This is a genomic window from Mesorhizobium sp. WSM4817 (genome assembly GCF_055811135.1).
This window is the reverse complement of the sequence record NZ_JBVVQQ010000002.1, coordinates 145,145-170,859: the sequence shown is the minus strand read 5'-3', so window position 1 is coordinate 170,859 and position 25,715 is coordinate 145,145. Positions and strand designations below refer to the sequence as shown.

Annotated in this window: 21 protein-coding genes; 5 read left to right on the top strand and 16 right to left on the bottom strand. The window is 58.4% G+C overall.

The features are described from left to right. Positions 1-3: 3 nt before the first annotated feature. Both AC0L2K_RS03490 and AC0L2K_RS03485 read right to left on the bottom strand, forming a co-directional pair. Positions 4-1,224 (bottom strand): class I SAM-dependent methyltransferase, encoded by a 1,221-nt coding sequence (locus AC0L2K_RS03490; protein WP_473530616.1) that lies wholly within the window; start codon positions 1,222-1,224, stop codon positions 4-6. Then, positions 1,221-2,504 carry a glycosyltransferase gene (locus tag AC0L2K_RS03485; protein WP_473530764.1) on the bottom strand — a complete coding sequence of 428 codons (1,284 nt, stop codon included), beginning with the start codon at positions 2,502-2,504 and terminating at the stop codon, positions 1,221-1,223. Before AC0L2K_RS03485 ends, AC0L2K_RS03490 begins: the two co-directional genes overlap by 4 nt. Before the next feature lie 346 nt (positions 2,505-2,850). Between AC0L2K_RS03485 and AC0L2K_RS03480 the strand changes: the two genes are divergently transcribed. The 3 genes from AC0L2K_RS03480 (at position 2,851) to AC0L2K_RS03470 (ending at position 6,103) form a co-directional block, all read left to right on the top strand. Beyond that, positions 2,851-3,717 (top strand): glycosyltransferase family 2 protein, encoded by an 867-nt coding sequence (locus AC0L2K_RS03480; RefSeq protein ID WP_128245259.1) that lies wholly within the window; start codon positions 2,851-2,853, stop codon positions 3,715-3,717. A gap of 178 nt (positions 3,718-3,895) precedes the next feature. Then, positions 3,896-5,191, top strand: coding sequence for a polysaccharide biosynthesis/export family protein (locus AC0L2K_RS03475; RefSeq protein ID WP_288141948.1), 1,296 nt, complete (start codon positions 3,896-3,898; stop codon positions 5,189-5,191). 138 nt (positions 5,192-5,329) lie between these two features. Next, positions 5,330-6,103, top strand: a complete 774-nt coding sequence (locus AC0L2K_RS03470; protein ID WP_473530615.1) for a TylF/MycF/NovP-related O-methyltransferase — start codon at positions 5,330-5,332, stop codon at positions 6,101-6,103. A 12-nt stretch (positions 6,104-6,115) separates the two neighbouring features. On the opposite strand, the gene AC0L2K_RS03465 is transcribed toward AC0L2K_RS03470, so the two are convergent. Then, complete coding sequence (locus AC0L2K_RS03465) at positions 6,116-7,591, bottom strand: hypothetical protein (RefSeq protein ID WP_288141918.1); 1,476 nt, start codon at positions 7,589-7,591, stop codon at positions 6,116-6,118. Between the two features lie 144 nt (positions 7,592-7,735). On the opposite strand from AC0L2K_RS03465, the gene AC0L2K_RS03460 reads away from it, so the two are divergent. Further along, positions 7,736-7,978, top strand: coding sequence for a hypothetical protein (locus tag AC0L2K_RS03460; RefSeq protein WP_128245256.1), 243 nt, complete (start codon positions 7,736-7,738; stop codon positions 7,976-7,978). A gap of 75 nt (positions 7,979-8,053) precedes the next feature. Here the strand turns inward: AC0L2K_RS03460 and AC0L2K_RS03455 are convergent, their stop codons facing one another. From AC0L2K_RS03455 to AC0L2K_RS03420, 8 genes are all read right to left on the bottom strand, one after another. Beyond that, the gene (locus tag AC0L2K_RS03455; protein WP_473530763.1) at positions 8,054-8,641 is read right to left on the bottom strand and encodes a sugar transferase; all 588 of its coding nucleotides are present in this window, start codon (positions 8,639-8,641) and stop codon (positions 8,054-8,056) included. A 717-nt stretch (positions 8,642-9,358) separates the two neighbouring features. After that, positions 9,359-11,299 carry a GNVR domain-containing protein gene (locus tag AC0L2K_RS03450; protein ID WP_288141947.1) on the bottom strand — a complete coding sequence of 647 codons (1,941 nt, stop codon included), beginning with the start codon at positions 11,297-11,299 and terminating at the stop codon, positions 9,359-9,361. Positions 11,300-11,358: 59 nt separating this feature from the next. Further along, on the bottom strand, positions 11,359-12,129 hold the full coding sequence (locus tag AC0L2K_RS03445) for a response regulator transcription factor (protein WP_128245255.1): 771 nt from the start codon (positions 12,127-12,129) through the stop codon (positions 11,359-11,361). A 409-nt stretch (positions 12,130-12,538) separates the two neighbouring features. Then, entirely contained in the window at positions 12,539-13,258 is a 720-nt protein-coding gene (locus AC0L2K_RS03440; RefSeq protein ID WP_473530614.1) for a Crp/Fnr family transcriptional regulator, read from the bottom strand. A gap of 1,041 nt (positions 13,259-14,299) precedes the next feature. Then, positions 14,300-15,439, bottom strand: a complete 1,140-nt coding sequence (locus AC0L2K_RS03435; RefSeq protein WP_128245253.1) for an acyltransferase family protein — start codon at positions 15,437-15,439, stop codon at positions 14,300-14,302. A gap of 816 nt (positions 15,440-16,255) precedes the next feature. Further along, positions 16,256-16,987, bottom strand: coding sequence for a glycosyltransferase (locus tag AC0L2K_RS03430; RefSeq protein WP_473530613.1), 732 nt, complete (start codon positions 16,985-16,987; stop codon positions 16,256-16,258). 78 nt (positions 16,988-17,065) lie between these two features. Next, a complete protein-coding gene (locus AC0L2K_RS03425; RefSeq protein WP_128245251.1) occupies positions 17,066-17,881 on the bottom strand; it encodes a glycosyltransferase family 2 protein in 816 nt (271 codons plus the stop codon). Between the two features lie 106 nt (positions 17,882-17,987). After that, the gene (locus AC0L2K_RS03420) at positions 17,988-19,151 is read right to left on the bottom strand and encodes a glycosyltransferase family 4 protein (protein ID WP_473530612.1); all 1,164 of its coding nucleotides are present in this window, start codon (positions 19,149-19,151) and stop codon (positions 17,988-17,990) included. Between the two features lie 116 nt (positions 19,152-19,267). Between AC0L2K_RS03420 and AC0L2K_RS03415 the strand changes: the two genes are divergently transcribed. Further along, positions 19,268-20,332 (top strand): glycosyltransferase family 2 protein, encoded by a 1,065-nt coding sequence (locus AC0L2K_RS03415; protein ID WP_473530611.1) that lies wholly within the window; start codon positions 19,268-19,270, stop codon positions 20,330-20,332. Between the two features lie 30 nt (positions 20,333-20,362). Here AC0L2K_RS03415 and AC0L2K_RS03410 read toward each other — a convergent pair whose 3' ends face one another. From AC0L2K_RS03410 to AC0L2K_RS03390, 5 genes are all read right to left on the bottom strand, one after another. After that, positions 20,363-21,052, bottom strand: a complete 690-nt coding sequence (locus AC0L2K_RS03410; RefSeq protein WP_473530610.1) for a sulfotransferase family protein — start codon at positions 21,050-21,052, stop codon at positions 20,363-20,365. 5 nt (positions 21,053-21,057) lie between these two features. Next, a complete protein-coding gene (locus AC0L2K_RS03405; protein WP_473530609.1) occupies positions 21,058-21,831 on the bottom strand; it encodes a sulfotransferase domain-containing protein in 774 nt (257 codons plus the stop codon). A 318-nt stretch (positions 21,832-22,149) separates the two neighbouring features. After that, positions 22,150-23,349, bottom strand: a complete 1,200-nt coding sequence (locus AC0L2K_RS03400; protein WP_473530608.1) for a glycosyltransferase family 9 protein — start codon at positions 23,347-23,349, stop codon at positions 22,150-22,152. Continuing rightward, a complete protein-coding gene (locus AC0L2K_RS03395) occupies positions 23,339-24,526 on the bottom strand; it encodes a glycosyltransferase family 9 protein (protein ID WP_473530607.1) in 1,188 nt (395 codons plus the stop codon). The genes AC0L2K_RS03400 and AC0L2K_RS03395 overlap by 11 nt, the downstream gene beginning before the upstream one ends. Positions 24,527-24,534: 8 nt before the next feature. After that, on the bottom strand, positions 24,535-25,713 hold the full coding sequence (locus tag AC0L2K_RS03390; RefSeq protein ID WP_473530606.1) for a hypothetical protein: 1,179 nt from the start codon (positions 25,711-25,713) through the stop codon (positions 24,535-24,537). Between the last annotated feature and the right edge of the window lie 2 nt (positions 25,714-25,715).

Here is a 25,715-nt window from a genome sequence, read left to right as displayed (position 1 = left end):
CAATCAGACCGCGACGACTTCCGCTCGAAGGTCCAGCGCAATCAAGGATTGCGTCACTTCATTCAGGTATATCGGGTTCATGACGATGACGAGATCAGGGGGAGCGTCCAACAAGTCGCTTGGCGCGATGACCGGGTGCCCGGTTCCGGGCGTAAACTTGCCTTGCTTGTAGGGGTTGATGTCGACTGCTGCCCAGACTTCGTCTCCAAGCTGCAAGGTCGTCAGGAACGACACTGCCTTGGAGCCGCCGCCCCACAGGACGACCCGCCGGCCGGCGGCGTGCGCGGCGCGAATGCGCTCCTGCCAGCAAGTCTGAGCGGCTCGCACGCGGGCGGGAAAGGTTTCCGCCAAACGGTGCATCACTTCCAGATCGTGCTCGAGCGGTAGTCTCGGCGTCGTCCGGCCGGCTGACGGCCGGGCGTACTGAACGATGTACTGGTTGTCGTAGACGAGCTCCAGATCGGTAACGTCGAAACCTTCCTGGCGAAACAGGCGTGCGTGCGCGCCAGGACTGAAATAGGAGCAATGCTCGTAGTAAATGTCCCAGAACGCGCTCTCCACGAGCACACGTTTTGCATCCGGCGTCTCGAAGACCGCCCAATCCTGGGTCCTCTTGCCGATCATCTTGCGGATCAGCCGCACGAAACTCGACACCGAGCTTACGTGTTCGAGCGTGTGGCGACAGAGGACCGTATCCGCCTGGAGATGCTGGTAGTCCGGTCCGAAAAAATCGACGATGATCTTGACGTCGCCGTACTCGTCATTACGGCCTTTGTCGGCTCGATAAGCTGGATCGATGCCGAGCCCGGTGGCGCCGGCCGTCATGCAAAGTTCGCGGAGAAATTCACCCTTGCCGCAGCCGATCTCTAACACGTGCTTGCCGGCTATCGCACATTTTTGTGCAATCTCGCGTGCAAGTCCCTTCGCGAAATTGTTGAAGGTGCTGGAAAAATGCTGGGATTCCTCGAAGTTGGTGGAGTACCCCATGATCGTCTCGTCAAAGGCCCTGTTGAATATGAACCCGCATGCTTCGCAGAATGCGAGGTCAAGGTCGCGACGAGGAAAGGCATGGGCTTCTTGGGCCGAGTTAAGCAGGACGCAACTATGCACCGGGATGGCTTCGACCCGGTAGATTGACCGGCTGACTGGCGCCGAGCAGCACGGGCACACGGCCGATCGAAGCGTTTTGCCGTTACTTGCCATGGGAAGGTCAAATGAGTTCATTGTAGAATTGGCTCGACAAGTGAACCGGTTATATCGCGCGTCGAGCTCTCGGCTCCGAAGAGTTCATTGTACTCGGTTGCGCGAGCGAGTTGGACAGACTGGGCCAGGCCAAGGGCGTCGAGAATCGCCAGGTCGAATCTTTCCTCGGAGAACCGGGTCGCGTTCATGCGACAGGCGTGCGGCATAATGGACAGTGCATTTTTCTCGAATAGATCAATGGCCCCAGCTACGGAATCGACGGCCTGACGGTCGAAGAGCACACCTGTCGGATGGGCGCTCTCGCCAAGCGGCCGGACAATGTCGCGCGCACCTCCGCGGCCGAAGGCGATCAATGGAGTACCACACGCTTGGGCCTCGGCAAGCGTTATCCCGAAATCCTCGCATCCAGCGAACACCATCGCACGAGCATTGGCGATTTTTTCGATGTATTCATGCCGCGGCAGATAACCGGTGAAGACTATGTTGGAGCCGGCAAGCGATCGCAGATGCTTGGATTGTACTTCGTCGCCTACAACAACCAGGCGACGCGACGGCGTTTTGCTGAACGCCTCGATTATCAGATCCGTACGCTTATACGGGGCGTGGAACGCGGCCGTGACGTAGTAGTCATCCTTGTTGACCACGAATTTAAGATCCTCGATGGCGACCGGCGGATGGACTACCCGCGCGTCGCGGCCGTAAATCCGTTCGATTCGAGAGCGGACATAATTCGAGTTTGCCAGCATCAGGTCAGGACCATGTGCCGTTCGGGTGTCCCAGGTCCGCAGCCTGTGAAGCATGTAACGAAAGGCTAGACCTTTTGGTCCAAATCCCAGGCCGGCTTGCTGCAAATAGGAGAATTGTTCGTCCCACGCATACCGCACCGGACTGTGCACATAGCACAGGTGTAGTTGGTCTGGGCGAGTCAGAACGCCTCGAGAGAATGCGGCCGAAGAGGAAATTACCGCGTCATAACCCGTGACATCAAATTGTTCGATCATAAACGGACAGAGAAAGAAAAGTGACCTGTAGTACTTTTCCACGAACGGAAGTCGATTCATGCCGGAAACGTGGAAAATTACGCCTGGAAAATACTCTTCCTTGATTTCCTTCGGGAGAAAATCAAAGAGGGTGAAGACCTCGGCTCTTGGAAAAGTCTTGCAGATACGAGCAAGGACCTGCTCCCCTCCCCGAAAGTTGGGGCACCAATCATGCACGACGGCGATGCGGGCGTTGCGGTCTATCGCGGCAAATGGTGTCTTGCTGATGGATCGCAAATGTTTGGCATCACGGCCCACCATAGTGGTTGCTTTCGGCTGTCGCACATGGCGCATGCTTTGCCCCTCACGGAATGTTGGCACTTTTTTTTTCCGGAATTCTTGTTGCCCGGATGCTCAGCGACTGTGTGCCGTCCGTCCCGTCCAAACAAGTTGCCTATCGGGTTAAGCGCCGCACCCTCCCGAGGCCGGATGTACTCCAACGAGGTACGTCTACTACTTCGATGGGCCTAAGCAGGCCTCAACGCTAACCTTATGCGCAGGCTGTATCGGCGCGGCCGGCGGATTAGGATCACAGCGCGCTCACTTCGCAAGCAGTGGTCGCACGCCGTATCTGTAATCCATTGCTCGCGAGGAGAGTTGATCGTCGATGAAAGTGGTGGTGATCGTCGCAACGTTTGGTCGCAAAGAACAAGTGGCTCGGCTTCTCGCACAGCTTGAGCGACAGACCCTGCTCCCTGACGCCGTGATACTGTCGGCCCCCGACGCCAGCCATATTCCCGGTAACACGGTTTGCCGGTTTCCCGTATCGCGCGTCGTCGGAAGGACCGGCTTGCCGGCGCAGCGCAACATCGCCCTCGACGTCGCAGGCGACCGTTTCGACATAATCACCTTTTTCGACGACGATTTCATTCCGGCGGACGACTACCTCGAAGGCGTATCGAAGGCGTTCAAGCAGCAGCCCGACTGGGCAGTGATGACGGGACACGTGCTTAAGGACGGCGCGACAACCGCAGGGCTCACATGGGACGAGGGCATCCAGGCGCTTCGCGAGGCCGGCCCTGCGACTGAATCGCGTGGGGTGGATCAACTCAGCGCCTATGGATGCAACATGTCGATCAGGGCCGCATTCATCAACGGCCTGCGCTTCGACGAACGGCTTGCGCTCTATGGCTGGCAGGAAGACGTTGATTTCACCAGCCAGTTGAGAGCCAGAGGGCGGGTCGTCCGTTTGCCGTCGATCCGCGGGGTTCACCTCGGCATCAAGAGCGGTCGCGTAAACGGCATCCGTTTCGGCTATTCCCAAGTGGCGAATCCGATCTACCTCGTCCGCAAAGGCACCGTCCCATCGACTTTCGCACTTAGATTGATGGGCAAAAATCTGCTCGCCAATCTCATGCGCAGCCTCTGGCCGGAATCCTACGTCGACCGGCGAGGGCGTCTGCGCGGCAATCTCCTGGCCCTTTCACATGTGGCAAGGGGCCGGGTGGAGCCCGAGTATATTCTGAAGATCTAGTGCAGAGGTAAGAGAAGATCTAGTGCAGAGGTAAGAGATGCTCCAGGAACTGCCCTTTTCAGTCGACAGCGACGCTCGCTCAAATCATCGAGTTCGGCGCCTGGGCCAGTTGTCGGCTCAGCGCAAAGGTTGGCGCATTCTCCACGTCGTGGTGTATGCGGGGATATCCCTGGCCGGCATGTTGGGTGCCTCGGCTGCAAACGACAAAGAGTATGTGCTCGGTCCGCAGGACAAGCTCCGCGTCAAGGTCTACGAATGGCGTGCGTCACGCGACAAGATTTTTGGCTGGGATGCTCTCAACGACGAGTACACGGTCGGTCCCAATGGCTCCGTTTCGCTACCGCTGGTCGGCGAAATCAAGGCCGCCGGACTCACCACCGGTGAGATCGCAAACTCGATCGGCGACAGCCTCATGAAAAGTACCGGCCTTGCCCGAAAACCGAATACGGCGGTGGAAATCGTCCAGTTCCGACCGTTCTATGTTGTCGGCAAGGTGACGCAGTCGGGAGAATTCGCATACCGGCCTGGGCTGACCGTGTTGCAGGCATTGAGCATCGCGGGCGGGTTGCGGACTCGAGAGGACAGGGACGCCAGGTTCGAGCGCGAAGTGATCCAGGGCGAAGGGGATGTGAGCCTGCTCAGACTGAACGAGGCCAGTCTCATCGCTCGCAAGGCACGACTCGAGGCGGAACTCTCGCATGCCAGCGACATTCAGTTTCCGGCCCAATTGACCTCCCGCATTCAAGACGACGTCTTTGCGATGCTCTTGAAGCAGGAGCGCCTGATCTTCCAGGCGCGCAGCGAGGGATTGGACACTCAGGTCAGGGCGCTTCATGGTCTGCGCGAGTTCCTCCAGAAGGAACTTGCCTCGCTGGAAGCGCAACTCGTTTTCCTCGACAAGCAAATCGGCTCAATCCAGAAAGAGTTGACAGCGGTTTCAGCGCTTGTCGTCAAAGGCCTTGCGGCGGCCCCGCGCGAGTTTTCTCTAGAGCGGGCCCTTGCCCAGGCGCAGAGCGAGAGGTTGTCGGCGGAAACCAGTCTGCTGCGCGGGCGTCAGGAAATCAGCAAAACTGACATATCAATTCTCGAGCTCCAGGATGGGCGCAAAAATGAGGTAACGATCGACCTGCGTCAAACGCAAGCTGAGCTCGATGCTCTCGAAAGCAAGACAGAGACGGCAAGGCGGCTATTGTACGAGTCCGCGGTATCTGCCCCGAGCCTTCTTGCCCGCCGAACTGATGCGGAGCTGGCTGCGCCGATCTACACGATTTTCCGGCCGTCGGCGGATGGTGCGACAGTGCAAATCCAAGCTAGCGAAACGAGTGCCGTCGAGCCCGGAGACACGATCAAGGTTGAAATACCACTGGCTGAGGATGAAACGGGCGCGCTGGACCTGACATCGACCGAGCGGCACGAGGCGCCGGGAATAGAACTCAAGGCAGAAACCGCCGGCGATACGGGAGGCGTTCCGTAGCCTCCCGGCGGGTCTTGCTAGAGGGATTGGGTAGAAACGCGCGACTGCTTGATGTAGATCAGGTAACTTCCTTGACCAATACACGCACTATATAGCTCTATCGCCATCGCGCGCTTTGATAGGAAAAGAGACTTCGCTATGCAAGCAACTGAACTACCGAACGTCTTCTTGACCAACACGTTCGATGAATGGATTCAACAGAAGCCATCCAAGTCTCAGACGGTTCGCTTTGCCAACAAGGTTCTCCGAAAACTTGGAATAAATCTCGTCCTCGCACCACCTGTTCGCACGGGCTGGATGACCAGTGTTGAACAGAGAATGGACATGTATCACTTGGCAGGCGCAGCGCTTTTCTACAACGTACCGGGAGACTTCTGTGAATTGGGATGCCACGAAGGCAAGTCGGCCGTGGTATTCCAACGCATACTTCAGCACTACGATCCAAGCAGGAACCTTCACTTGTATGACAGCTTCGAAGGTCTCCCGAACGCCAGTGCCGAAGACGGCCACGCCAACGCTCACAAGGGCGACATGGCCACTACGAAGGATGTGCTCATGGCAAACTTCAAGCGTTTGAATCTTCGGCAGCCTATTCTTCACCAGGGATGGTTCGAAGATACGCTTCCCACACAGTTGCCGGACAAAATTGCATTTGCGCATCTGGATGGTGACCTATACGACTCGGTCAAGGTCAGCTTGGAGTATGTGTATCCTCGCCTATCAAAGGGTGCTGCATGTCTGATAGACGACTACAGTGATCCTGGATTGTTCGACTCAGTCGATCTCTATCCGGGGGTAAAGAAGGCCTGCGACGAGTTCCTTAGCGATAAACCCGAAAAGGTTGCGCTTTTGTATGGTGGATTCGATAGCACTATGGGTTTCGGAGCTCATGGATACTTCCGGAAGCTCTGAGCCTATATCGCTTTAAGCGCGGCCGGGAACAGTGCCGACCTGCGATTCAATCACCTGTTCGCTGGAATCGCGCGAATGCCGGAGCGTCCTTACAGGAGCCTCAGCAACACTGTCGTCTTCAACAGGCAAGAACCGGCTGACAAGAACGACGGCGAGAGGAATCAAGAATACGATACCCGGGTCGGCGCCGCCGCTTGCCAGGGATCCAGCCACGAGCGCCGATAAGGCGCAAGCGCGGACACTCGACGCGATCGCGTCGACCTCGGGATCGATGCGACCGCGGCCACCCCGCACCCCCCGCACCAGCATTGCCAACAGAACTGTCATCATCGCGGTGCCGAACAGCCCCAACTGGGAAAGCACCGCGATCGGCCAACTCGAGGCGCGCGAGCTTCCCAACCCGACCCCCAGTCCACCTGTATCGAAGAAAGACTGCAGGCTTTTGTAGTTCCAGTAGCTGCGCTCTTGGCCGGAGGCTGATGTGACTTTGTTGATTACCGTGTTGTCGACAAGCTGCAAGACCGGATCGAAGAAATGCGGATAGAACAGACTGGCGGCCATCGCGGAGAGGAGCAAGGGCGGTAGCAACGCGATAAGCAGTGCCTCCCCCACCCTCAGCCGACCTGAAGCGAGCGACTTCACGATGGAAAAGACAACGGGCACGCTTACGATTGCAAGACCAACGTAGGCGGTCGACGATGTCGACAGCAGCAGGAGAACAAACAGGGCCGCTCCTAACCCCAATGCGAATTTGGATCCGGTCTTGCGCCAATAGGTGTAGGTGAACGCCAGCCCTGCCAGCGATGCCCCACCGAACGACGATGCCTCTGAAAACGCCCCCGCGATCCGCCAGAACCCAGCTTCCGTGACCTGCGTCAGCATGGCGTAGTTGGCCGTACGGATCGGGGCAAGGATGTCGCCGGCACCGAGCACCTTGCCCAGCAAATCCAGGGCGCCCATCAGCACGTGCAAGCTGAACCACAGGAAGAAGCCCCGCCTGATATCCGCTAACGTGCCGCTGCGCCGAAGCAGCAGACAGGCCGCCAGGAACGTCAGCCCTCCCAGAATAAAGTATCCCGCCTGAGAGATATTGGCCGATACCGGCGCCAAGGCCGCTTCGTAGACGCCCCTGCCGGTGCGGGAAGTGACGAAGGCGCTTGTCTGCCCTGCAAAGAGCCTCGGAAATAACAGCGCTCCGATGCAGACATAGATCATCAGCGCGCAGACGATCCATGCGGCACCTATACGAACGAAGACCGCGCCTATTTCTCTCCAGATTCCCCGTCGAGCCAGCGCGGCTAGTATCACGAGCATATCAAAGACGGTAAAGATAAGCGGCGATGAACCGCCAAGCGAGGTTATTGTCCCGATGGCCGTCGCACCAAAAGCCAGCGAGGCAATCAGTGCAGTGATCAGCGACCAGCGCATATAAACGACGAGGGCCAGCAGTCCCATGCAAATCAGTGCCCCAACGAGGGAAACCTGCATTTCACACTCCGACCATCAATGATCCAGACCCTGACGGCGCCGCCGGAACCCCTGAGCTAAATGGTTCACAAAAACGAGCGACTCTGATTTCATTGGGACAGGGTTGGTCTTGCGCAGCGTAAATTGCCCCGGAAGGAGGTCGCCGTGTTGCTTGCCATTGTCGGCGTTGCGGGCGTTGCCCTGACAATAGGGCTTACGCTGCGCGCGCCGGCGCTGATAGTGGCGACCTTGGTGGTGATCGTCGGCAGCATCGCTGGAGGCAGTTTTCTTCACCTGTCTGTTCAAAGCACCATCCGCTCGACGTTTTATCTTGTTGTCGTCACCCAAATTGCCTATCTGGTCGGCCTTGCAATTGCCGTGCTGCGGCATCGCCCAAGGCGACAATAGGGTGCCGGCAATCCCTTGCGGGCGCCAATCGCTTGAGGCCGTTTCTGCTGCACCACCCCCCCGACATAGCAAAGTTCAGGAGGTCTGATCAAACTTCATCATGGCCGGTATCGTCCGCATCAGGATCGAAAGATCGCGGCGTAGAGACCATGTCCGAACGTACTGCGTATCCAGCAATACGCGATGCGAATACTCGGTCGTGTTTCTCCCGTTTATCTGCCAGAGGCCGGTCAGTCCTGGCCGCGTCTTCAAATATTCATGTGATGCGGCACCATAGCGTTGCAATTCGTCGGCAACGACAGGACGCGGGCCGACGCAACTCATGTCGCCCCGCAAGATGTTGAACAACTGCGGCAGCTCATCCAGGCTCGATTTGCGAAGCATCTTTCCGAAAAACAGGATACGCGGATCGCAGCTCAGCTTCTGATTGGCCGCCCACTCCTGGGCGGCTTGTGGATTGCAACTCAGATGCCGTTCGAGCACCTCCTCGGCATTCGGCACCATGGTGCGGAACTTGTAGCAGTCGAATGCCTTTCCATTGAACCCAATGCGCCGGTGAACGAACAGCACCGGACCGCCTGTGGTCGCCTTGATCAGAAGCGGGATCAGAACCAGGATCGGACCGGCCAGGATGAGCGCTGTCGAGGCTACCATCAGATCCAGCAGCCTCTTGCCCCAACCGCCGAGCGGCCGTCGGCTTTCGCTCCGTGTATCATCGTCAATGCTTGCCGTGCGCATATCCGGCTCAAACGGAACGGCGTCATGGTCATGGCTTGCGTTGAGTTGAGGCGACGAAAGGTCTGGCGTGTTCGATCGTGCGGCCGCGTCGCTTTCGCGCCGAAGAAGCGATGTCGCGGGGGGCCTGGCTCCGACCAGTAGAGCCCAGCCTTCAACAGCCGGGTCTTCGCACTGCCGCAGGTTGCTTTCGCTCACGTTAGACATCTTCCGCTTGCGCTCGATTTTTCAACTTATAGCCTGCATCTTGTCGAGGACGGATGATCTCCGGCAAGCAAGGAAAAGGTGGTAGATCGGGGGTGTTTGGCAGCGTGGCCTACCCCTTAGTTGCTAGGCCGGGTACGGACGAATGGCTGCTCCGTTCAATGCCTGGCAAGATATCGGAATCGATTTTTCGACTCGCGATGCCCCGAAGGGGCGCGGATTCCCTTTGACGGGCAAGTGTCGGATTGACGGGGCGGTGTCGAGACTTGCCGCGGATTCTAAAGCGCGCCGCATTTGAACGGATTCATGCGACGCGCTTTAAGTTCTTGTTTTTGATGCATGTCGTTATCGCAAAACCGCTGCGCACCCTCGGTTCAAGCCGGGTTCAAGGCCGAGGGCATGCTTTTGCGCGCGACATGCCGCCGAGAGGAGGACAGGATGTCAGCGCGGCGCTTGACCTGCGCGCTTCCGGTAACGCCGGGCCGAAACAGTACGAACACGTGTCATCAACACGCCAAGGACGGAGGAATTGGTGTTTTTGAGTGTCTGCGTCAGGTCTTCCAGCTGATCAAGCGACGTCACGCCCCACTGCGCCACCACAATCACGCCATCAAGAAGCGGGCAGAGAGCAAGCCCTTCGGCACCGGAACTGAACGGTGGCAGTTCAACAATGACGATACTGTAACTGCCAACTTCGTTCAGCAATTTCTCCATATTATCGGGAACAAGCAAACTCGCCGAATTCGACGCATCGTTCTTCAAGTAATAAAACGATGTCTTTTCAATGAATCGGATTTGCTTGCCGACGTCTTTGGGGCTGCCGGAATCCCGATCGATCATATCGAAATCGGCGGAAAAGAGACGTTCGTTGGCCAGTGCCGACTTATCGTCGGCGTTGATCACGAGGGTCGCCGTGCCCGACCCCCCACACAGCGCCGCCAGATTGCTTACAACGGTGCTCTTTCCGTCGCCGGGGGACACGGATGTAATTCCGATGCGACGCCTTGAAGGGTTGGCCCCGGCCAGGCCCATGATCGCCTTGACGCTCCTGAGGCTGCCGCTGAATGAAGAGTCCGGGTTCCTGAGCACCTCGTCAAGCCGGCCAAAACCACCCCGCCTGAAGCTGACCGGCGGCAATTCTCCAATACAGGCCAGGCCCAGTTCGCGACGGATCTGACGCGGGGTCCTCACGTTCCGATCGAGCCCGCGTCGCGCCACGGCGAACCCGATGCCAGCTACCATCCCGGCAAGTGCGCCAAAGGCGAGGATCAGCGTCCTGCGCGGCCGACTTGCCTTCTTGGGGCTCGTCGCGGACGTGATGACGCGAGCATCGGCGATCAGATAAGGCTGCTGGTCGACCGAGTTTGTATACGCCGCGAGCAGGCTCTCATACATCTTTCGATAGGTGTCGGCGGTAACCTCCAACTGCTCCAGCGTAATCTGGTGTGTTGGCTGTCCTTCGCTGTGTGCGAGGTCCTGTCCGGCGACGGACGTCTCGTCCTGACCGATGCTGTAGTCGTGTTTTGCGCGAAACTCCTGGGCGACCCGGGTCGCCCGGTTCATCTGATCACCGACCTCCCGCATCCGCCTTTCCAACCATGCGATGCCTTCGCTAGCCGTTGCCGTTGTCGTTTGCACTTGCTCGCGCACGAACGCTTCCGCCGTGGCGTTCGCGATGCGTGCCGCCAACGCCGGATCTTGAGACTGGAATGTGATGTCCATTGCATAGGAGACACCGACACGCTGGACATCCAGGCCATCGCTGAACATCTCCACCGCCTGACGCCGACGCTCGGATTCCAGCTGCGGGCTGTTCGCCTCCATTCGATCCGGCCAGGGAAGCACGCGATGGAAGAAATCCGTCAGCGCAGCATTGCCGGCATGGAGCCCGCCGGCATCGACGATGCTCATCCAGGCTCTGCGAAACCTCTCGCCTATGGTCGGACCGTCCAGATCTCCGAAAGTTGGATTGTCCATGAGTCCAAGGTCATCGATCACCATCATCGCGATCTTCTGGGAGCGCAGAACCGCAAGTTGGCTCTCGACCTGAGCGGTATCGAGCGACAGGTTCACTTCGGCGGGTTGCTGCTGAAGGTTTTTGGGTATCTTCGGTTCGATCAGGATCTGGGTGCGCGCCGAATAAATCGGATCCGAGGTTGCAAAGTAGAACGTGGCGCAAACGATTCCGGCGACGACGAACGCCAGAATCGAGAAAAGATACTGCCGAGCAAACGAGACAACGTCAGCGAGACTGATAAAGTCCTGCGGTGCGTCCGCCCCGAGCCATGGCTTGTGAGCAATTGCCGCCGACGGCCGGTCTAGCATGGCTTCAATCCATATCTGCAACAAAAAGAGCGGCGAACTGCAACGGTCGAGCGGCATCGCCACCGATGGGCACCGGTTCGAGCATGCAGCCGCGCCACTGTTATGATGACAACCGTTTAGCTCGATCGGCCCAACAGGTGGGCGCCAGGAAACATCTCATTGAGCTTGTAGACGACCTCCGTCCTGTTCGTCGCCTTCAGCTTCTTCATGATGTTGCGGATATGGACCTTGACCGTGCTCTCGCGAAGGTTGAGCTCATGAGCGATTATCTTGTTCGCCTTGCCACGCCTGAGAGCCTGGACGACCTCTTCTTGCCGCTCCGTGAACACACTCGCCATGGGCCTTGTCATATCGGCGGTTGTGTCGATTGCCTTGTGCTGGGCAAGCACGCTGCTTGCCGGCACAAATGTGCCGCCGGCAAGGACAAGATTTACGGCTTCAACACAGATCTCGAAACGGATCGATGAAGGGATGTAGGCTTTTGCGCCATAATTCAACGCCTTCAGAATCTGCTCCAGATCGTCGGTATCGGCCAAAATCAACACTGGAACCGGGTGGGCCTCGTTCACGAGATCGGCGATTTCGCTGCCGGTCCTTGGATCTGTCACCTTTCGGCTGCCCACGTTCAGCAGAATAGCCGATATCGACAGTGCATTCTCTTGATGCCGCCACTCTTCGATCGAGCCGAACGACAGGATTTCCTTCCCGATGCCATAGGCGGTTAGGCATTGCGCAAGACATTGTCGGTCAAGCACTCGCTCGTCTAGCAGAGCCAGGCAAGATTCGGTCAAGCCATGTCTATGAAGATGTATTCCATTCCCAGCCTTGCGCGATACGAATTCAAGTGCACCGGGTGATTTGCTATCCAGTTGAATTGTCGGAACCATGAACTTACTCCCCAAACTCTACCCAACGTTTCGAGACCAGTACGATATGTACTGCAAGCAAATACTATTTCCCGCGAACGATGATCTGTTCGCGTCGCCTTCACTATAATCTCGGGATTTCCCAAGCCCCACCTTGGACAGCACTACCCCGTCCATAATGTTTATCGCCGAAAAGATGTGCCTTCACTAATTTAGGTTAATAAAAGGTAAAAAATTTTTTATCCCTTCACTTGGCCCTAGCAATTTGGTCTAGGAGGGATGGTAGCCAGAGAACTCACCGACTGGAATCTGGGCCTCGCGTTGTTTTGCCAGGCGCGGCGGACCGTCGGTAAAGATAGCCGGCGTCGCCGATGGCAGTGCGGCTTCAAGGCGCGTCGCGCCGCCTTTGCATCGTGCGCCAAAGTAAGTCTCAACCATCGATATACCTGTCATCGAACTCCGCAAACTTCGTTACGCCCAGCCGATCCAGCACGCGGACATGACCTTGGCGGAACTCCAGAAACCCGCGTTCCCGTAATTCCCGCAGCATTCGATTTACATGGACCGGCGTCAGGCCGAGCGCGTCCGCGAGGTCGTACTGGGTGAGAGGGCATGCAAAGCCAGTGCGGTTGGCAGCGCCGACGCGCTCCAAGCGCGCTCTTAGTTCGAGCAGCAAGTGCGCTGTACGCGCCAAGGCGCTGCGTCGACCTATATTGGTGAGGTGTTGGGCAACAAGCGCTCGCTGGCGCGCGAGCGTTTCAAGAAAAAGCGAGGCTATGTGGGGCGACTTCGCTGCTCCAAGAGCAAGCGTCTTGGCCGAGGCTTCCAGCACCGCAAGGTCGGTTTGAGCCACAAATGTCTGGAGAGCAGCGCCCGTGTACGTCTGTGGCAGGACAATGTCGCCCTTCAGGGCAAAGTCCAAAATCTGTCGCTGTCCACCGGCAAGGTCATGAGAAATGCAACCCCAGCCAGACTCGATTATGAAGACGCGATCGCCGTCCTCCCCCTGATTGACGATAGCGGTCTCCGCCGCATATCGCTTCGGCATGAAGCCTAGCGCCTTGATATACGCCTTATCGTCGCTTTTGACTGCGACTGACGTCGGACGGTTTTCATTCTCACTCAATGAAAGGTTTGTAGCATACGTCATTCGAACCCCGCCAATCCTCCCCCTGATACCCTCCCTAAGCAAAAACGTACTCCAGCTTTGACGTGTTGAGTACCCTGCACGGGCTACAACCATTGGGTGATATTGCACTGCACTCTCACAAAAAAGCAAGGATCACGCCTGATCGAGCGCAGTAGGACCCGAATTCATCATAAAGCTCGACCGACGTTCTGCACCATCCATTCGAATGGTGAGGTCTCCGGCGGTCGGAAGCGATTGATGGACACCGTGCAACTTTCGACCACGCCACCCTTCCGGATGCTTACGGCTTTCGGCGTGACTGGCTAGCCTACCGACAGCAAGGCCAAGCATTGCTGCTGACTTGCGGTCGCGCTTAAGTTGTCGGGGGCGAACCGGCGGTCGTTCAACATCGGGCGGAACGTGCCGCTACCCCATCCATGCAACCTTCTGATTTCACTCCCAGATAGCACCTTGGGTTCCGCCAGATCGAGCAGCACCGGGTCACTCAAGTGCAACCGCTGCAGGCCAGATGCCTCACAAAGCCGGCAGGTCGCGCTGGGCCCGGTACGAGAATTCCTCATTGCGGTGACAAGGTTTGAACGGACGAGAGCGTTCATTCACAGATTCGGCCACTTCGGCTCGATGAGTAACGCTGCAGTTTCAGGACCGGAACGCGTCGATTGACCGTCCCTCTTTCGAGCCAAACTGTCTCCGGGTTCAGCCGCGACACAGGCGCGAGTACTCCATTCGCGTTAGCTCTGAAGCCCCGATTGCCTCGCACGTGCGAAGAGACGCTCGCCACGCACCCTGAAGAGGGCGACGCGCCTTCAGACGAGCGGCCGCCTCAACCGCCCTGTTGCGCTCCATAGGGTTGGTGCTCCCGCCAAGTCGCGGTGGCTCCGGTTGCGGCTTGCGGCCGGATTGGTCCGCCCTGGCGGACCGATACTCAGGTCACGCCGAAATTGTCGCCTTGCTCGGCCCGTGATTATCGATGTAGTCGCCCGGATCCCCTGCTCACCACGCAAAAGCCGTGGGATTTCCTGCCCTCCTCTCGGAGACGCGCTAAACTGCCATTTGATCTCGCTTGGCGTCGGGTCTAGGAAACTCTCGCCTGATGGCGTTTTGAATCCGCTTTTCCAGGGACATGACCGCCATGCTCAAACCCAAAACGCATAGCATAGACAGTACAAAGGCAAGGGGCGTCGAAAAACCTAATGAAAACAACCACCAGACCACAACCATTCCAACCGAGTAATGATTCAGATATACTGGATAGCTAATTCCCCCAATGTATCTCACAAAATTCCGGTAGCCTGAAATATTGTATTTAATGAATTCATTATACCTTATTCCTGCTGCCATTGCATACATGCACATCAACCACACAATCACCGCGGCGGTTTTATATGCATAACCGCGTTCAACCGACATAAAAATTTCAGCAGTGCCCATACAGCCAAAAAACAATATCAATATCGTCTTCCCCGCATGTCCCATTTCGCTACGGCCGTCGCCGCCGTTCCTGACAAGAAAGATGATCATGCCGGTCGCGAAGAAAACGCCGTGCTGCAGCAGAAGCAGTTTGAAGGGGAACCGCGAAAGCACTGATATCGCTTCTTCCGGCCGCGTGGACGGCGGCAGCAAGTGCAACCCGGAGAGAATGAGAAGGTATACCGAGCTCGAAAACCCTATTATTTTGGCCAGATCATAGAGTGATAAGCGAAACCTCGACAAAATTGACGCGGCTACCAAGAGGTAGAATACGGCCTCGACGACGAGCGACCATACGACCCCGTCGATATAAGGGCCCTTGGGAGACAAGGTTACCGATCTGAAAAAATCCATCAGAAGATGGGAAAAATCCTCGCCATAGAGAGCTCGTGCGGCCAAGCTGACGAGCGCGGACAGCCACAGGGCGGGCAAAATACGCGTAGCGCGCATGCGCGCGAAGCGCAGCGCTTGCGACGCGCCCCCTTCGCCTGCAGCGCTCATGGCAATGACGAACCCGGAAATTACGAAAAAAACTTCGACCCCTACAGCACCCAAACCGGCAAACGCCGACAGAAAACCGAAGGCGACATCGCTTCCCTCGGTGACTGACGCACTGCTCCAGGCGAATGTCGCGAAATGGTTCAGCAGCACCAAGAGCGCTGCAAAAATGCGCAAGAAGTCCATGACGTGGTAGTGGACATTGCGTTCCATATAATGTTTCCGAACCTTGCCAGAGGCCAAGGCCGAATACTATCGTGAAACGGTCAGTACGCCTGCTGCTACATTCGGACATAGCCGAATTGATTAACCGTCGGATATGCCCCGTTTCGTGGGCAGATCCACCGAACTGCTACGCCTGGATTGCTCGGCGCCTTGATATGTTGAGCAGCGTTGCGTCCGATCGTTGCCATTGACGAAGAATGCTACGCGCCGTCTTCCAAGGTGACCGCATGGCTGTTGCTCATCGCCGTCTTGCCGCGACCTCGCAAGGGATAGCTGGTTGAGACGGTGGATGGCGGTGAGGTTCCTACGGCTCCACCCGCTCTACTCCTAATTGGTGTCGCCCTCCTAAATGATGCCGTGCTAATGTTCTAGCCGGCTTGGGAGGTTCCAATCGACCTCATTGCGAATGTTTTCGCCGGCACTTGGGCTGCCGGGGTGCTTGCTGCCATCTGGTATGTCTGGAGGCGGCCCTCGCTGCCCATTGCCGAAAACAAGCAAGACCGCGATTTGCGGGAATGGCTGGACGGGCAGGTGTAGAGGCGCTTGTGCCGGGACGAAGCAGCGCCCGACCCTGGTCGAAACGATACGGGCCTCCCGATGCCCGCGAATAGCCCGCCCAACCCGGTGTTCGGCGAGGCCATGCCGCAGCACGGCGCGCCCTCGAAATAGCGAAGACCTGCCGCCAGCGCGGCGTGTTAGCCAAGCCTGGCAAACACGCGCGGTCAGTTCACATATCTGCACGAACCGCCTTGCCGACGACCTCGACGAAACCTTCGATATAGTCGAGCCGATCGGTTGGACTGGCTACCGGCTCGCCGAGCGCGAAAGGGCAGCTTCCGTTTGATCGGCACTGCTCAGGAATTCGTCGCGTTCGACTATCCACAGATCCGCATAGTCGACATTCTGCCACTCGGCAAACCACGGACCGCCACTTGTATAGTGGACCGCCTTGGGTGTGCCATGCGCCGGCTTTTCGTTCCAACCTTCAAGCCAGTTCCACTCTACCGGCAGCGAGCCCAAATCCTCATCGGCGACCCACTGCATTCGATGGAGGTAGGCGCCACTTTCGCGGTTCACGACCTCCGGCGTAAGCGATTTAACCGAAGGGTGCGCGCAATTGAACAGCATCAGCGAGGACCAGTTTTTTCGTGGGTAGGATGTCTGAACGACGCCATCCATCTTGGTGGTAGCCTTCGGCGTATAGTCGTGCTGGACGCAATAGACCGCCTTATTCGACTTCGTGTATTCCAGCAATCCTGCGACGTCACCTAGCCACAGGAAGTCGCAATCGCAGAACAAAGCCCAACCCGTATAGTCGGCGAGAAAAGGCGTGAGAAACCGCGTATAAGTGAACTCTGTTGACGCGAGCGGATCTTTTTCCCTCCAATACAGGTCACGGGCACGCAGCTCGTCCTGTTTGATTGGAATGACGGAGACAGGCACCGAAGCGTTTTTGAGCAAAGAGTGCCGCGCCACGTCGTAGGCGATCGGCTCGCGGCTGTCCCATCCAACGAATACCCTAAACGCATCAGTCATATTCAGTACCTTGGCTCCAATTTCAAAACGGTCATACACTAACCATCTGGCAACAGCTCGGCAACAATGGCGCGGAAATTAGCCAGGGCGATTTCTGAAACCCGCGGATTTGCCCTTCACCCCGGCCCGGCTCTCCTCGGCGCACCTCGACTTGCCGCCCAAGGCGACAAGCGCCCATTTCTGATAGGTGTAGCCGGCCGAATAAGCGGCGACCATCGCACCGGTCGAACCGTCCAGAAACCCCAGCCTGAAGACATAGCTGTTCATATAAGCCCAGACCGAGCGCAAAACCGCCTTGCTGATCGAGCTTTTTTTCCCCTCGGCAAGCAGCCGCGCGGCGGACGCTTGCGCGTATCTGCCGATCTTGTCATGCGCATCCGCCAGGTCGGCGATCGAGTCATGCTCCATGGGATGGGACAATCGCGAAACCTTGCCATTCACCACCACCTTCTCATGCACGGTGTCGTTGCTGAAGCGGCCGGACTGGCGACGGAAAAGCCTAAGCACCAGATCGGGCGACCAGCCGCCATGGCGGACAATGCGCCCACAAAAGCGCGATCGTCTTGGTATTTCGAAGCCGTCACAGCCTTTCGGGTTGGCGATGGCGGCCCTGATTTCCGCGGCCAGCGGCGGCTCGACCCATTCGTCGGCATCAAGCGAAAGGACCCAATCGCCTGTCGCCGAGGCGAGGGCGCGGTTTTTTTGCGCGCCGAAACCCGGCCAATCGAGGGTGATCAGCACCTTGGCCCCGAGCCCGCTGGCGATTTCCCTGGTCTGATCGGTACTGTTATTGTCGAGGACGACGATTTCGTCGGCAAAATGTACCGAGCGAAGGCAACGTGCAATGCACGCTTCCTCATTGCGGCTGATTATGACGACTGAGAGCGCAGGCACGGTCAGACGGTTCCGGCATCAAAACTGCAACTGTTGTTAATGAAACTGTCCCCCCGGCCGGTTGGCGCTCTGGTGATACTAACGGATTCAAAAAATATGTCGAAAATCATTTCAGGTCGAGACTTTCGTAGAGCGATATCATTCTCCTGATCATGACGTTGAAATCGTAGTGTTCGGCTGCCGCCCTGACCCTGGCCGCAGTCTCAGGCCGTGACGACAGCTGCAGCGCGCGGGCAAGCCCGGCGGCGAGGTCGTCTACGCCTGCTGCGTCGCAAACAAGCGTCGGCTCGAAGCGATCGACAAGCTCGCGCGCCCCGCACCCGGTGCTGACCACGGCGGGCAAGCCGCTGGCCATGGCTTCGATCACGACTGTGCCGAATGGATCATAGATGGAAGGCAGCACGGCAATGTCGGCGGCGCCGTACCATGGCAGCGTATCTTTTTGCGGCCCCAGCATGCGGAGCCTTGCACCAAGACCAAGCCTGTCGCCGGCCTGCTTGAAGGCATCGGCGCGCGAATCGTGGCCAATGACCCATAACTCCGGCTCACCATCGAGCATTGCGACAGACTTCATCAAGGCAAGAAGTCCTTTTCGCGCAAAACCCGAGCCTACGAAGAGAACGACCGGCCTGTCATCGTTGACGCCAAGCCGTGAGCGGACCACGGCCCGATGCTGTTGGCGCAACTTAGGGTTGAAGAGGTCCAGGTCGACCCCGTTGGGAATATGGTGCACGCGCTCGGCCGGATAGTCGTAGTGACGGACAACGTCCTCAGCCACCATTTTCGAAATGGCAATCACCGCTTTAAGCCGTGGGCTGGCATAGGTCGCGCGCTCGAGGCGCAGCGTCTGGCGGTGAAACGGGCTCAGCGCCATCGCTGCCCTGCCAAGCCGCGTCTCGAAACGCCGTCGCTCGGCAAGATAGGCGGCATGGACGCCTTCCCCAGCCCGGAAGACGTCGCAGCACGGAAGGCGATCGTTGCTCTGCACCAGGGCCGGCGGCATTTCGGCGATCTTGCTGCAGGCGGCTCGAGCAAAGGACGTCGCCCGCAGGTAGCGGGGAAAGCGGCGGCCGGCGCACTGGATGAACTCTATGCCTTCGTGTCGCGGCCAGTCGCCTGACAGCACGGCCACCGGCCGTTGACGCGCGGCGAACGCCGCCATGATGTTTTCCAGCATGATCTCGCCTCCGCCAAAGGGCGCGTAGCGCTGGCGCACGAACAGGATCGGACGGTCGGATTGATTTTCGATGCCACGATATCCCGCGTGCATTGGGTCTGCGCTCCGGCCCCATTGCCATCCTAGATGTCTATAGGGGTCGGCGCGCGTCGGCAACAGTTGGAAAGCTAACCGCTGATTGTTCACTGCTGCTTGCGATTTGCCTAACGGTGCTGCATGTAGAAATTAACTGCAAACAGCGGATCAGCGCCAGCTCCAGCCGGGCGGTGACCGCCATGAGGGGAATCGACGGCTTGAGCAAAGCAACCTGGCCCGCCATTGTCCGCCGGACGATTACCGATACCGCCCTATATCGGCTGAGACACACTTTCGGAACACGGGCAGAAGTGTCATCGCTTCGGCCGATAACGCCCCTTAAAGAAAATGACCTGCCTTTGATCCTTGTCATCCGCAACGAGGCCGACAGGCTACGTCCCTTCCTGAAGCACTATCGCGAGCTCGGCGTCACCAGATTCGCCGTCCTCGATGATCGCTCGACCGACGGAACAGCTGAGCTTCTGGCCGAGCAGCCAGATGTCGATGTGTTCAGTTCGCCGATCACCTATTCGCAGTCGGACCTGGGAAATCTTTGGCGACAGCGTATTGTGCAGATTTATGGTCAGCTTCGCTGGTATCTGACCGTGGACGCGGACGAATATCTCGTCTATGACGGCATGGATCAGCATCCGTTCGGCGCGTTGGCCGACTGGCTCAAGCGGCGCGGAATGACACGTCTGCTGGCGCCAATGATCGACATGTATCCGAGCGGAAACATCTGGGACGTACCCTTCGATCCTAGCTTGCCGCCATGGCAAGTTGCGGACCATTTCGACGGCAGCGGGTATGAGGTGGCGAGAAGCCCCCGGCACCTGAAGATCACAGGCGGCCCGAGGACCCGGCTTTTCGCCAGGCAGCACAAGTTGACCAAATTTCCTCTGATATACGTTGATCGCCAGACGATTTTTACGTCGATTCACTCACCGCTGCCTTATTGGCGAAACTATACAAAGGCATTTGCTGGCCTGCTTCATTTTAAGTTCTTCGCCGATTTCAACAACAAGGCGCAAGTCGCGGTAGCGGAGGGTCAGTATTGGAACGGCGCTTCCAAATATCGCCAGTATCACGAGGTATCGAGCGGTAAAGCGGCGCTCAGCGCGGTGAACGAACAGTCATTGCCGTATGAGGGAGCTCACAGCCTGTTCAAAACGGGTTTGATCGACAGAATTGATTGGTAGACCGCATTTCTTGCAGATGCCTATCCGATATCAGGCATATCCGAATGCTTTCATAAGCTGGGCACCTCGTCCTTGTACCAGGTCCTGTAACTCGGCGTTTCCGAGTTCGGAGCGCCATCTTCCGCTTCCGTCATAGATCGGCTGATTGACCTGTTGGTTCCGGAGCACAGCATGCGGCGTCTCGACGCTGGCGTCGGTTGGCTTGAACCATTGCTGCGGGTTCTTGTGGTAGTCGAGCAGGTCTGGACTGAAGGACAGATCGAGAAAGCCGCAGATGCGCTTGACGATCCTTGCCGGATCCTCGACCAGATCCTCATAGCGATAGATCAGCACATCCGGTGCTTCCTGTTCGGCAAGAACGAGCGCATTGTCGTCGATCCAGCGGTCGAGCGCTTCCGCTGGATCGCCGAGACGTTTGGCCAGCGACGCCACGACGTCGCGCCCATCCCGCACCGGCATCACGAAACGCGCGCCAGGCACGAGCCGGCGGATCCGGTCGACGCGACGGATGTGCCGCGGCGTCTTTTCGAGCAGAAAGGTCTTTCCAGCCTCGAACGCCGCCCGCTTCAGCTTCCAGTAGCGGAACACCGCCAGTGGCGTCCACTTGAAGAAAATATTGGTTTCCTGGAGTGGCAGGTAGACGTCTGGATGCGACGCAAGGATCGTCGCAATCAACGTCGTCCCGCTATGGCCGCAGCCGCAAATGAATCCGGTCCGCATCACCGCTATTCTGAAGCCACGAGATGCGGTTGGCCTATCGGACGATATTGCAAACCATACTCGCTGAAGACCTTGCCCAGCTTTGCCCAATATTCAAATCTCTGTAAAAGGTCATCGCAATATGCCACGTCGTCGTCGGAAAGGTAGTCGCGGTAGCCCCCTATCTTGCCCTTGCGAACTTTGAAGCTTTCAGGATCGTTCGCGTCGCTGGGCAACAATGCTTCACCGTAGCGTCCGGCAAGATCGCCCTTCGCTTCGCTGGTTCGCATCCTGTCGAATGCCCTCGCATCGGCCACTTCGATGAGCGTGCGATCTTCGGCTTGTGTTTCCAGGAAATCGAGTATGGAGCGGAGAACGCCGACGGCGTCTCGATGAATGTCCTCGTATTGAACGCAACGCATCGCACGCATGCGTGGTGCGGCTGAAAACCAGTTCAGGTTGAACCTGGCTATCTTTTCGATCCCGTGATTTTCACTTCTGATAAAATCGCTGAATGATCCCGCAGGAAGTTTGTGTCGCTTTTGCACCTGAAAATACCCCGAGACCACCGTATCCCTTGGGTCCCTGACCAAAAGTATCGTTCGCCTCTTCCTGTACCGCGATTTGTTCTCTTTGAGACTGGACGCGGGCCTGAGTTGCTTATGGTCCGTTCCGTCGTGAATCCACTGAGCCGTAACGCCGAGGTCATCCAGCATGACGCGCAACCAAGTTCGCCCGGATTTTGGGAATGATACGATAAGCGGACGCTCGTCGGCCTTGAAAAAACTCGAAAAAAACATGGATACAGCCCTCCTTTAGGTGTCCGGGTTAGTCCCGTTCATCTTGACTGTTGCAAACAATGCCCCTTGCTCTGCGGTACGCCGGGCAGCGGAAAAGGCTTTCGGCTTTCGCCTCGACAGTGTTGAAACGAAGCTCACTCGATTGCCCCGCTCATTCCAAACACTCCTGGCTTTTCGACCTTTTTCAATAGGTCTCGTTCGTCACAAGCTTCACCGCTCGGGCACGACCCTTGAACAGAGGTCCGCTCGCGTATGGTTTCATTGCCGGACGATGGCAAGGAAAATCGACAGGGCGCGATGCAAGCTTCTGTATAGCGGCTACCGGCCTTTTGCTTGAACGTCGGACGATGATGTTTCGAGCAGGCGCTCCAGGTTTTTCTCGGCCCCGTCCATCACCGCAGCCCAGGGTCGTTCCCGCTTCGAGACCAGCACGGCGGACGGATAGTAAGGCGTGCGGGCGCCCTCGACCGGCCAGGAACGTTTGAAGCCGTCACCAAGGATGAAGACCGAAGGGATGCCGAGTGCGCCGGCCAGATGCGCCCCGGTGTTGCTGATGGTCACCACGGCGTCCATCGCCGCGACCTGCGCGGCGAAAAGATCCATGTCGACGAGTTGATCCACCAAGACGTCGTGCAAGATGCGCGCGGGATCACCATCGGTCAGGATTTTCAGGTCGGGCTCGACCTGGCCATATTGCAGCGAAACGAACTGCAGGTCCTGTCGACCGAGCAGGCCGCGCCATGCCGTGAGTGGCGGCAGGTCCTTGCCAGGATTGGAGCTGCCCCATGCGACGCCGACCAATGGGCGGCCGTCCTTGCGATAGCGGGCGCGAAGTTCAGTGACCCGCGCCGGATCCGGCTTCAGGGGAACAAAATGCTCCCGGATCGTGGTCTCATCCGTCTCGAACACGGCAGTCAGATGCTGGACGCCGGCAAAGAGCTGGGCCTCGCCATAGGCTGCCTTGGTCCCGGGACCGACGGCTCGCACATCGGCGGCGGGAAATGTCCGCTGGAACAGAGGCACCAGGCGGTGCTCGACCAGGACGATCAGACGAGCGGCGCGGGCGAGCGCGCGGCCGACGGAACTCGCATGGTGGATCGCGGTGGCCAGACCCTGCTTTTCGGTTTCCATCAGATCGACGAGCAGGACCTGGCCCGAGATATCCTGGCCGAGCCATTCGCCGTCGACGCGGCCCTCGACGATGTGGCGCCGGGCGATCTTGAGCTCGGCCGCCGGGCCGTAGGCGCCCATGCGCATCAGCGCCTTGCTGAGCTCGTCGAGCAGGTGGACCTCGCGCCTCGACTTCGCGATCGATCCCAGCGCCAGGGCTTTCGGCAGCGCCGCCGACCAGTCGCGCGCCTCGATGCTTCGTCTATAATCCGCCATCTGATCGGCAATGTCGCGGTCACGCCAGCGCAGGAAAAGCTGCCGCCGATGACGTCGGAACCAGACCTTGTAATTATAGCCTGCGAGCGCGATAACGCGGCGGACCCGGCGAAGCAGTTGACTAGCGTCCATCACCAACTCCACCGACGATTTGCGCAACCCGTCCACCAGCTTCCCGCATCGCGGCCGCCCACGCCCGGCCGCCCTTTCGCACCAGTCGAACGTTTGGATATGTGGCCACCGTCTCGCCGAAGGCAGGCCACGACAGCCGAAACCCATCGTCGAGCAGGACGACGGTCGGCACGCCGAGCGCTCCTGCCAGATTGGCACCGGTATTGCTGATCGTCACCACCGCGTCGAGGGCGGCGATTTGCGCGGCGAAGCGGTCCATATCCGACAATTGGTCCACGGACGCGTCATGGATGATGCGTCCCGGTGCCCAGCGCTCGAATTCGGAGAGCGCCGGCCCGACATCGCCATATTGCATGCTGACGAAACGGCCCGGCAGACTGCCGAGCAGCGCCCGCCAGTCGTCCAGGGCAGGCAGATCCTTGGCCTTGTTCAGGCTTCCCCAGGCAAAGCCGATGAGAGGACCGGGGCCGCGACCGAGATAAGTGCTGCGCAGCTCGGCGACCAATCGGCGGTCTGGTTCCAGCGGGACGAAGGGCGCACGGGCCGCAGGATCATCCGGCCAAAAATGCGTGGCCAAGGTCTCGAAACCGGCGAAGACATCGCCGTTCACCGACGTCACCTCGGCTTCCCGCTCAAGCCTGACATCGAGCGCCGGATGTGTCCTGCGGTAGAGCGGTGCCAGTCGCGGTTCAACGAAGACGATGCATCGGTGAGCAGCCGCGACCACGGGGCCAAGCAACGATGCGAATTGAAGAAAAATCGCAAGATCGCCTTCGCGGCGATCGACGACAAGCGTGCGACCCGCAAGGTCGCTGCCATCCCATTCGGGCCTGTCGGGCACTTGCTTGCTCGAAGCGATGAACTGCCAGGTGCGGTTGCCGCCGTCGAGGCGTCTCAGTGCGCGGCCGGCTTTTTTGACAAGCCCGCGATCGCCAAGCTGCTCACCGAGCAGACCGAGCGCCAGCGCATAATCCCGCGCCCTCTCCCAGTCACGCCGCTTGACGCTCTGCGTCATCAGGCTTATGTGCCGTTCGACACTCTCGTCAGCATGGCGGGAGGGACGTCTGAAAAACTTCTTGGCCTGATCGAGAACCTTCTGCAGCCGCTTGCCGTCAACACCTTGCGGGCGCAAGTCGGCGGCTTTTGCCTTCTCAAGGATGGATCGTCTGTTCGGCACGGCGACCCTCAATTATCGCTAGACAGCGTCGAACGCGCCGTCAGAATCGACGAGAGCCGCCGGCCGACGTCGTCGAGCACTACCGGCCACGGACGTCCTTCCTTGCGCATGACGACGCCGTTCGGATACCAGGGTGTTCGATCGCCAATCGCTGGCCACGCTGTCTGAAACTTGTCGTCGATCAGGAAAATAGTCGGCACACCGAGTGCTCCGGTCAGATGGGCCGCCGTATTGCTGATCGTTAAGACCGCATCGAGTGCGGCGACCTGCGCGGCGAAACGGTCCATATCGACCATTTGATCGACACTTTCGTCAAAGATAAGACGGTCGTCATTGCCGTTGCGCAGGCGCCGCAGCGCCGGTTTGATCTGCCCGTACTGAAGCGACACGAATGTCGCTGGCGTCTGGGCGATGAACCGTGTCCAGTCGGGGAAATCAGGCACGTCCTTGCTATGCGATTTGCTGCCCCAGGAGAGGCCCACCAGCGGCAGATCCGTCATCGAGCAATAACGCTTGCGGAATGTCTGGACGAGTTCAGGATCTGCCCGCAGCGGCACGAAATCGGCGGCAAGTCTTTCGGCATCGCGGCCGAAGACCCAGGCGAGATTTTCGAAGGTCGCAAATTTGTCGCCGACGACATTCTGCTGCGCTGGGACCACGGTCGCATTCGGGAACGTCCGCTGCACAAGCGATACCAAGCGCGGCTCGACCCGAATTGTCGCGCTTTGCGTACATGCAGCGGCGGCTCCGGCCAGTCGCGCATGGCGGATAACCCGGCCAAGACTGCGAGGGTCATCCTCTACAAGATCGATCAGCAGTGTATCAGAACCGAGATCTTCTCCAGTCCATTCATTGGCACCTTTTCCTTTTCGTAGCCGGCGAGCGGAAAGCCGAAGCTCGGCCGCCCGTGCGAAGTTGCCCAGCCGTTCGAACGCCTGGCCCGCCTTCTGCATCATTTCAGGGTCGCGGGCACGATCGGCCATGATGGCCATTTCATTGGTACTTGCTTCAAGCCCTGTCCAGTCCCGGCGCGCAATCAGCGCGTCGGCCCTGGCCTGCTGCTCAAGAACGGAACGAGGCTTGGAGCCGGCAAACAGCGTCCGCACGGCCTTTGTGTACCGGCGCAACTGCAGGCCCAATCCACCAATCACGTACCGGATGTAGGAACCGTGGTAAAAACTGGTCATCG

What these genes read in the sequence shown, in the direction of transcription:
- AC0L2K_RS03490 (WP_473530616.1), bottom strand. Translation starts at nt 1,224, where the DNA reads ATGAACTCATTTGACCTTCCCATGGCAAGTAACGGCAAAACGCTTCGA.
- AC0L2K_RS03485 (WP_473530764.1), bottom strand. Translation starts at nt 2,504, where the DNA reads ATGGTGGGCCGTGATGCCAAACATTTGCGATCCATCAGCAAGACACCA.
- AC0L2K_RS03480 (WP_128245259.1), top strand. Translation starts at nt 2,851, where the DNA reads ATGAAAGTGGTGGTGATCGTCGCAACGTTTGGTCGCAAAGAACAAGTG.
- AC0L2K_RS03475 (WP_288141948.1), top strand. Translation starts at nt 3,896, where the DNA reads ATGTTGGGTGCCTCGGCTGCAAACGACAAAGAGTATGTGCTCGGTCCG.
- AC0L2K_RS03470 (WP_473530615.1), top strand. Translation starts at nt 5,330, where the DNA reads ATGCAAGCAACTGAACTACCGAACGTCTTCTTGACCAACACGTTCGAT.
- AC0L2K_RS03465 (WP_288141918.1), bottom strand. Translation starts at nt 7,591, where the DNA reads ATGCAGGTTTCCCTCGTTGGGGCACTGATTTGCATGGGACTGCTGGCC.
- AC0L2K_RS03450 (WP_288141947.1), bottom strand. Translation starts at nt 11,299, where the DNA reads ATGCCGCTCGACCGTTGCAGTTCGCCGCTCTTTTTGTTGCAGATATGG.
- AC0L2K_RS03445 (WP_128245255.1), bottom strand. Translation starts at nt 12,129, where the DNA reads ATGGTTCCGACAATTCAACTGGATAGCAAATCACCCGGTGCACTTGAA.
- AC0L2K_RS03440 (WP_473530614.1), bottom strand. Translation starts at nt 13,258, where the DNA reads ATGACGTATGCTACAAACCTTTCATTGAGTGAGAATGAAAACCGTCCG.
- AC0L2K_RS03435 (WP_128245253.1), bottom strand. Translation starts at nt 15,439, where the DNA reads ATGGAACGCAATGTCCACTACCACGTCATGGACTTCTTGCGCATTTTT.
- AC0L2K_RS03430 (WP_473530613.1), bottom strand. Translation starts at nt 16,987, where the DNA reads ATGACTGATGCGTTTAGGGTATTCGTTGGATGGGACAGCCGCGAGCCG.
- AC0L2K_RS03420 (WP_473530612.1), bottom strand. Translation starts at nt 19,151, where the DNA reads ATGCACGCGGGATATCGTGGCATCGAAAATCAATCCGACCGTCCGATC.
- AC0L2K_RS03410 (WP_473530610.1), bottom strand. Translation starts at nt 21,052, where the DNA reads ATGCGGACCGGATTCATTTGCGGCTGCGGCCATAGCGGGACGACGTTG.
- AC0L2K_RS03405 (WP_473530609.1), bottom strand. Translation starts at nt 21,831, where the DNA reads ATGTTTTTTTCGAGTTTTTTCAAGGCCGACGAGCGTCCGCTTATCGTA.
- AC0L2K_RS03400 (WP_473530608.1), bottom strand. Translation starts at nt 23,349, where the DNA reads ATGGACGCTAGTCAACTGCTTCGCCGGGTCCGCCGCGTTATCGCGCTC.
- AC0L2K_RS03390 (WP_473530606.1), bottom strand. Translation starts at nt 25,713, where the DNA reads ATGACCAGTTTTTACCACGGTTCCTACATCCGGTACGTGATTGGTGGA.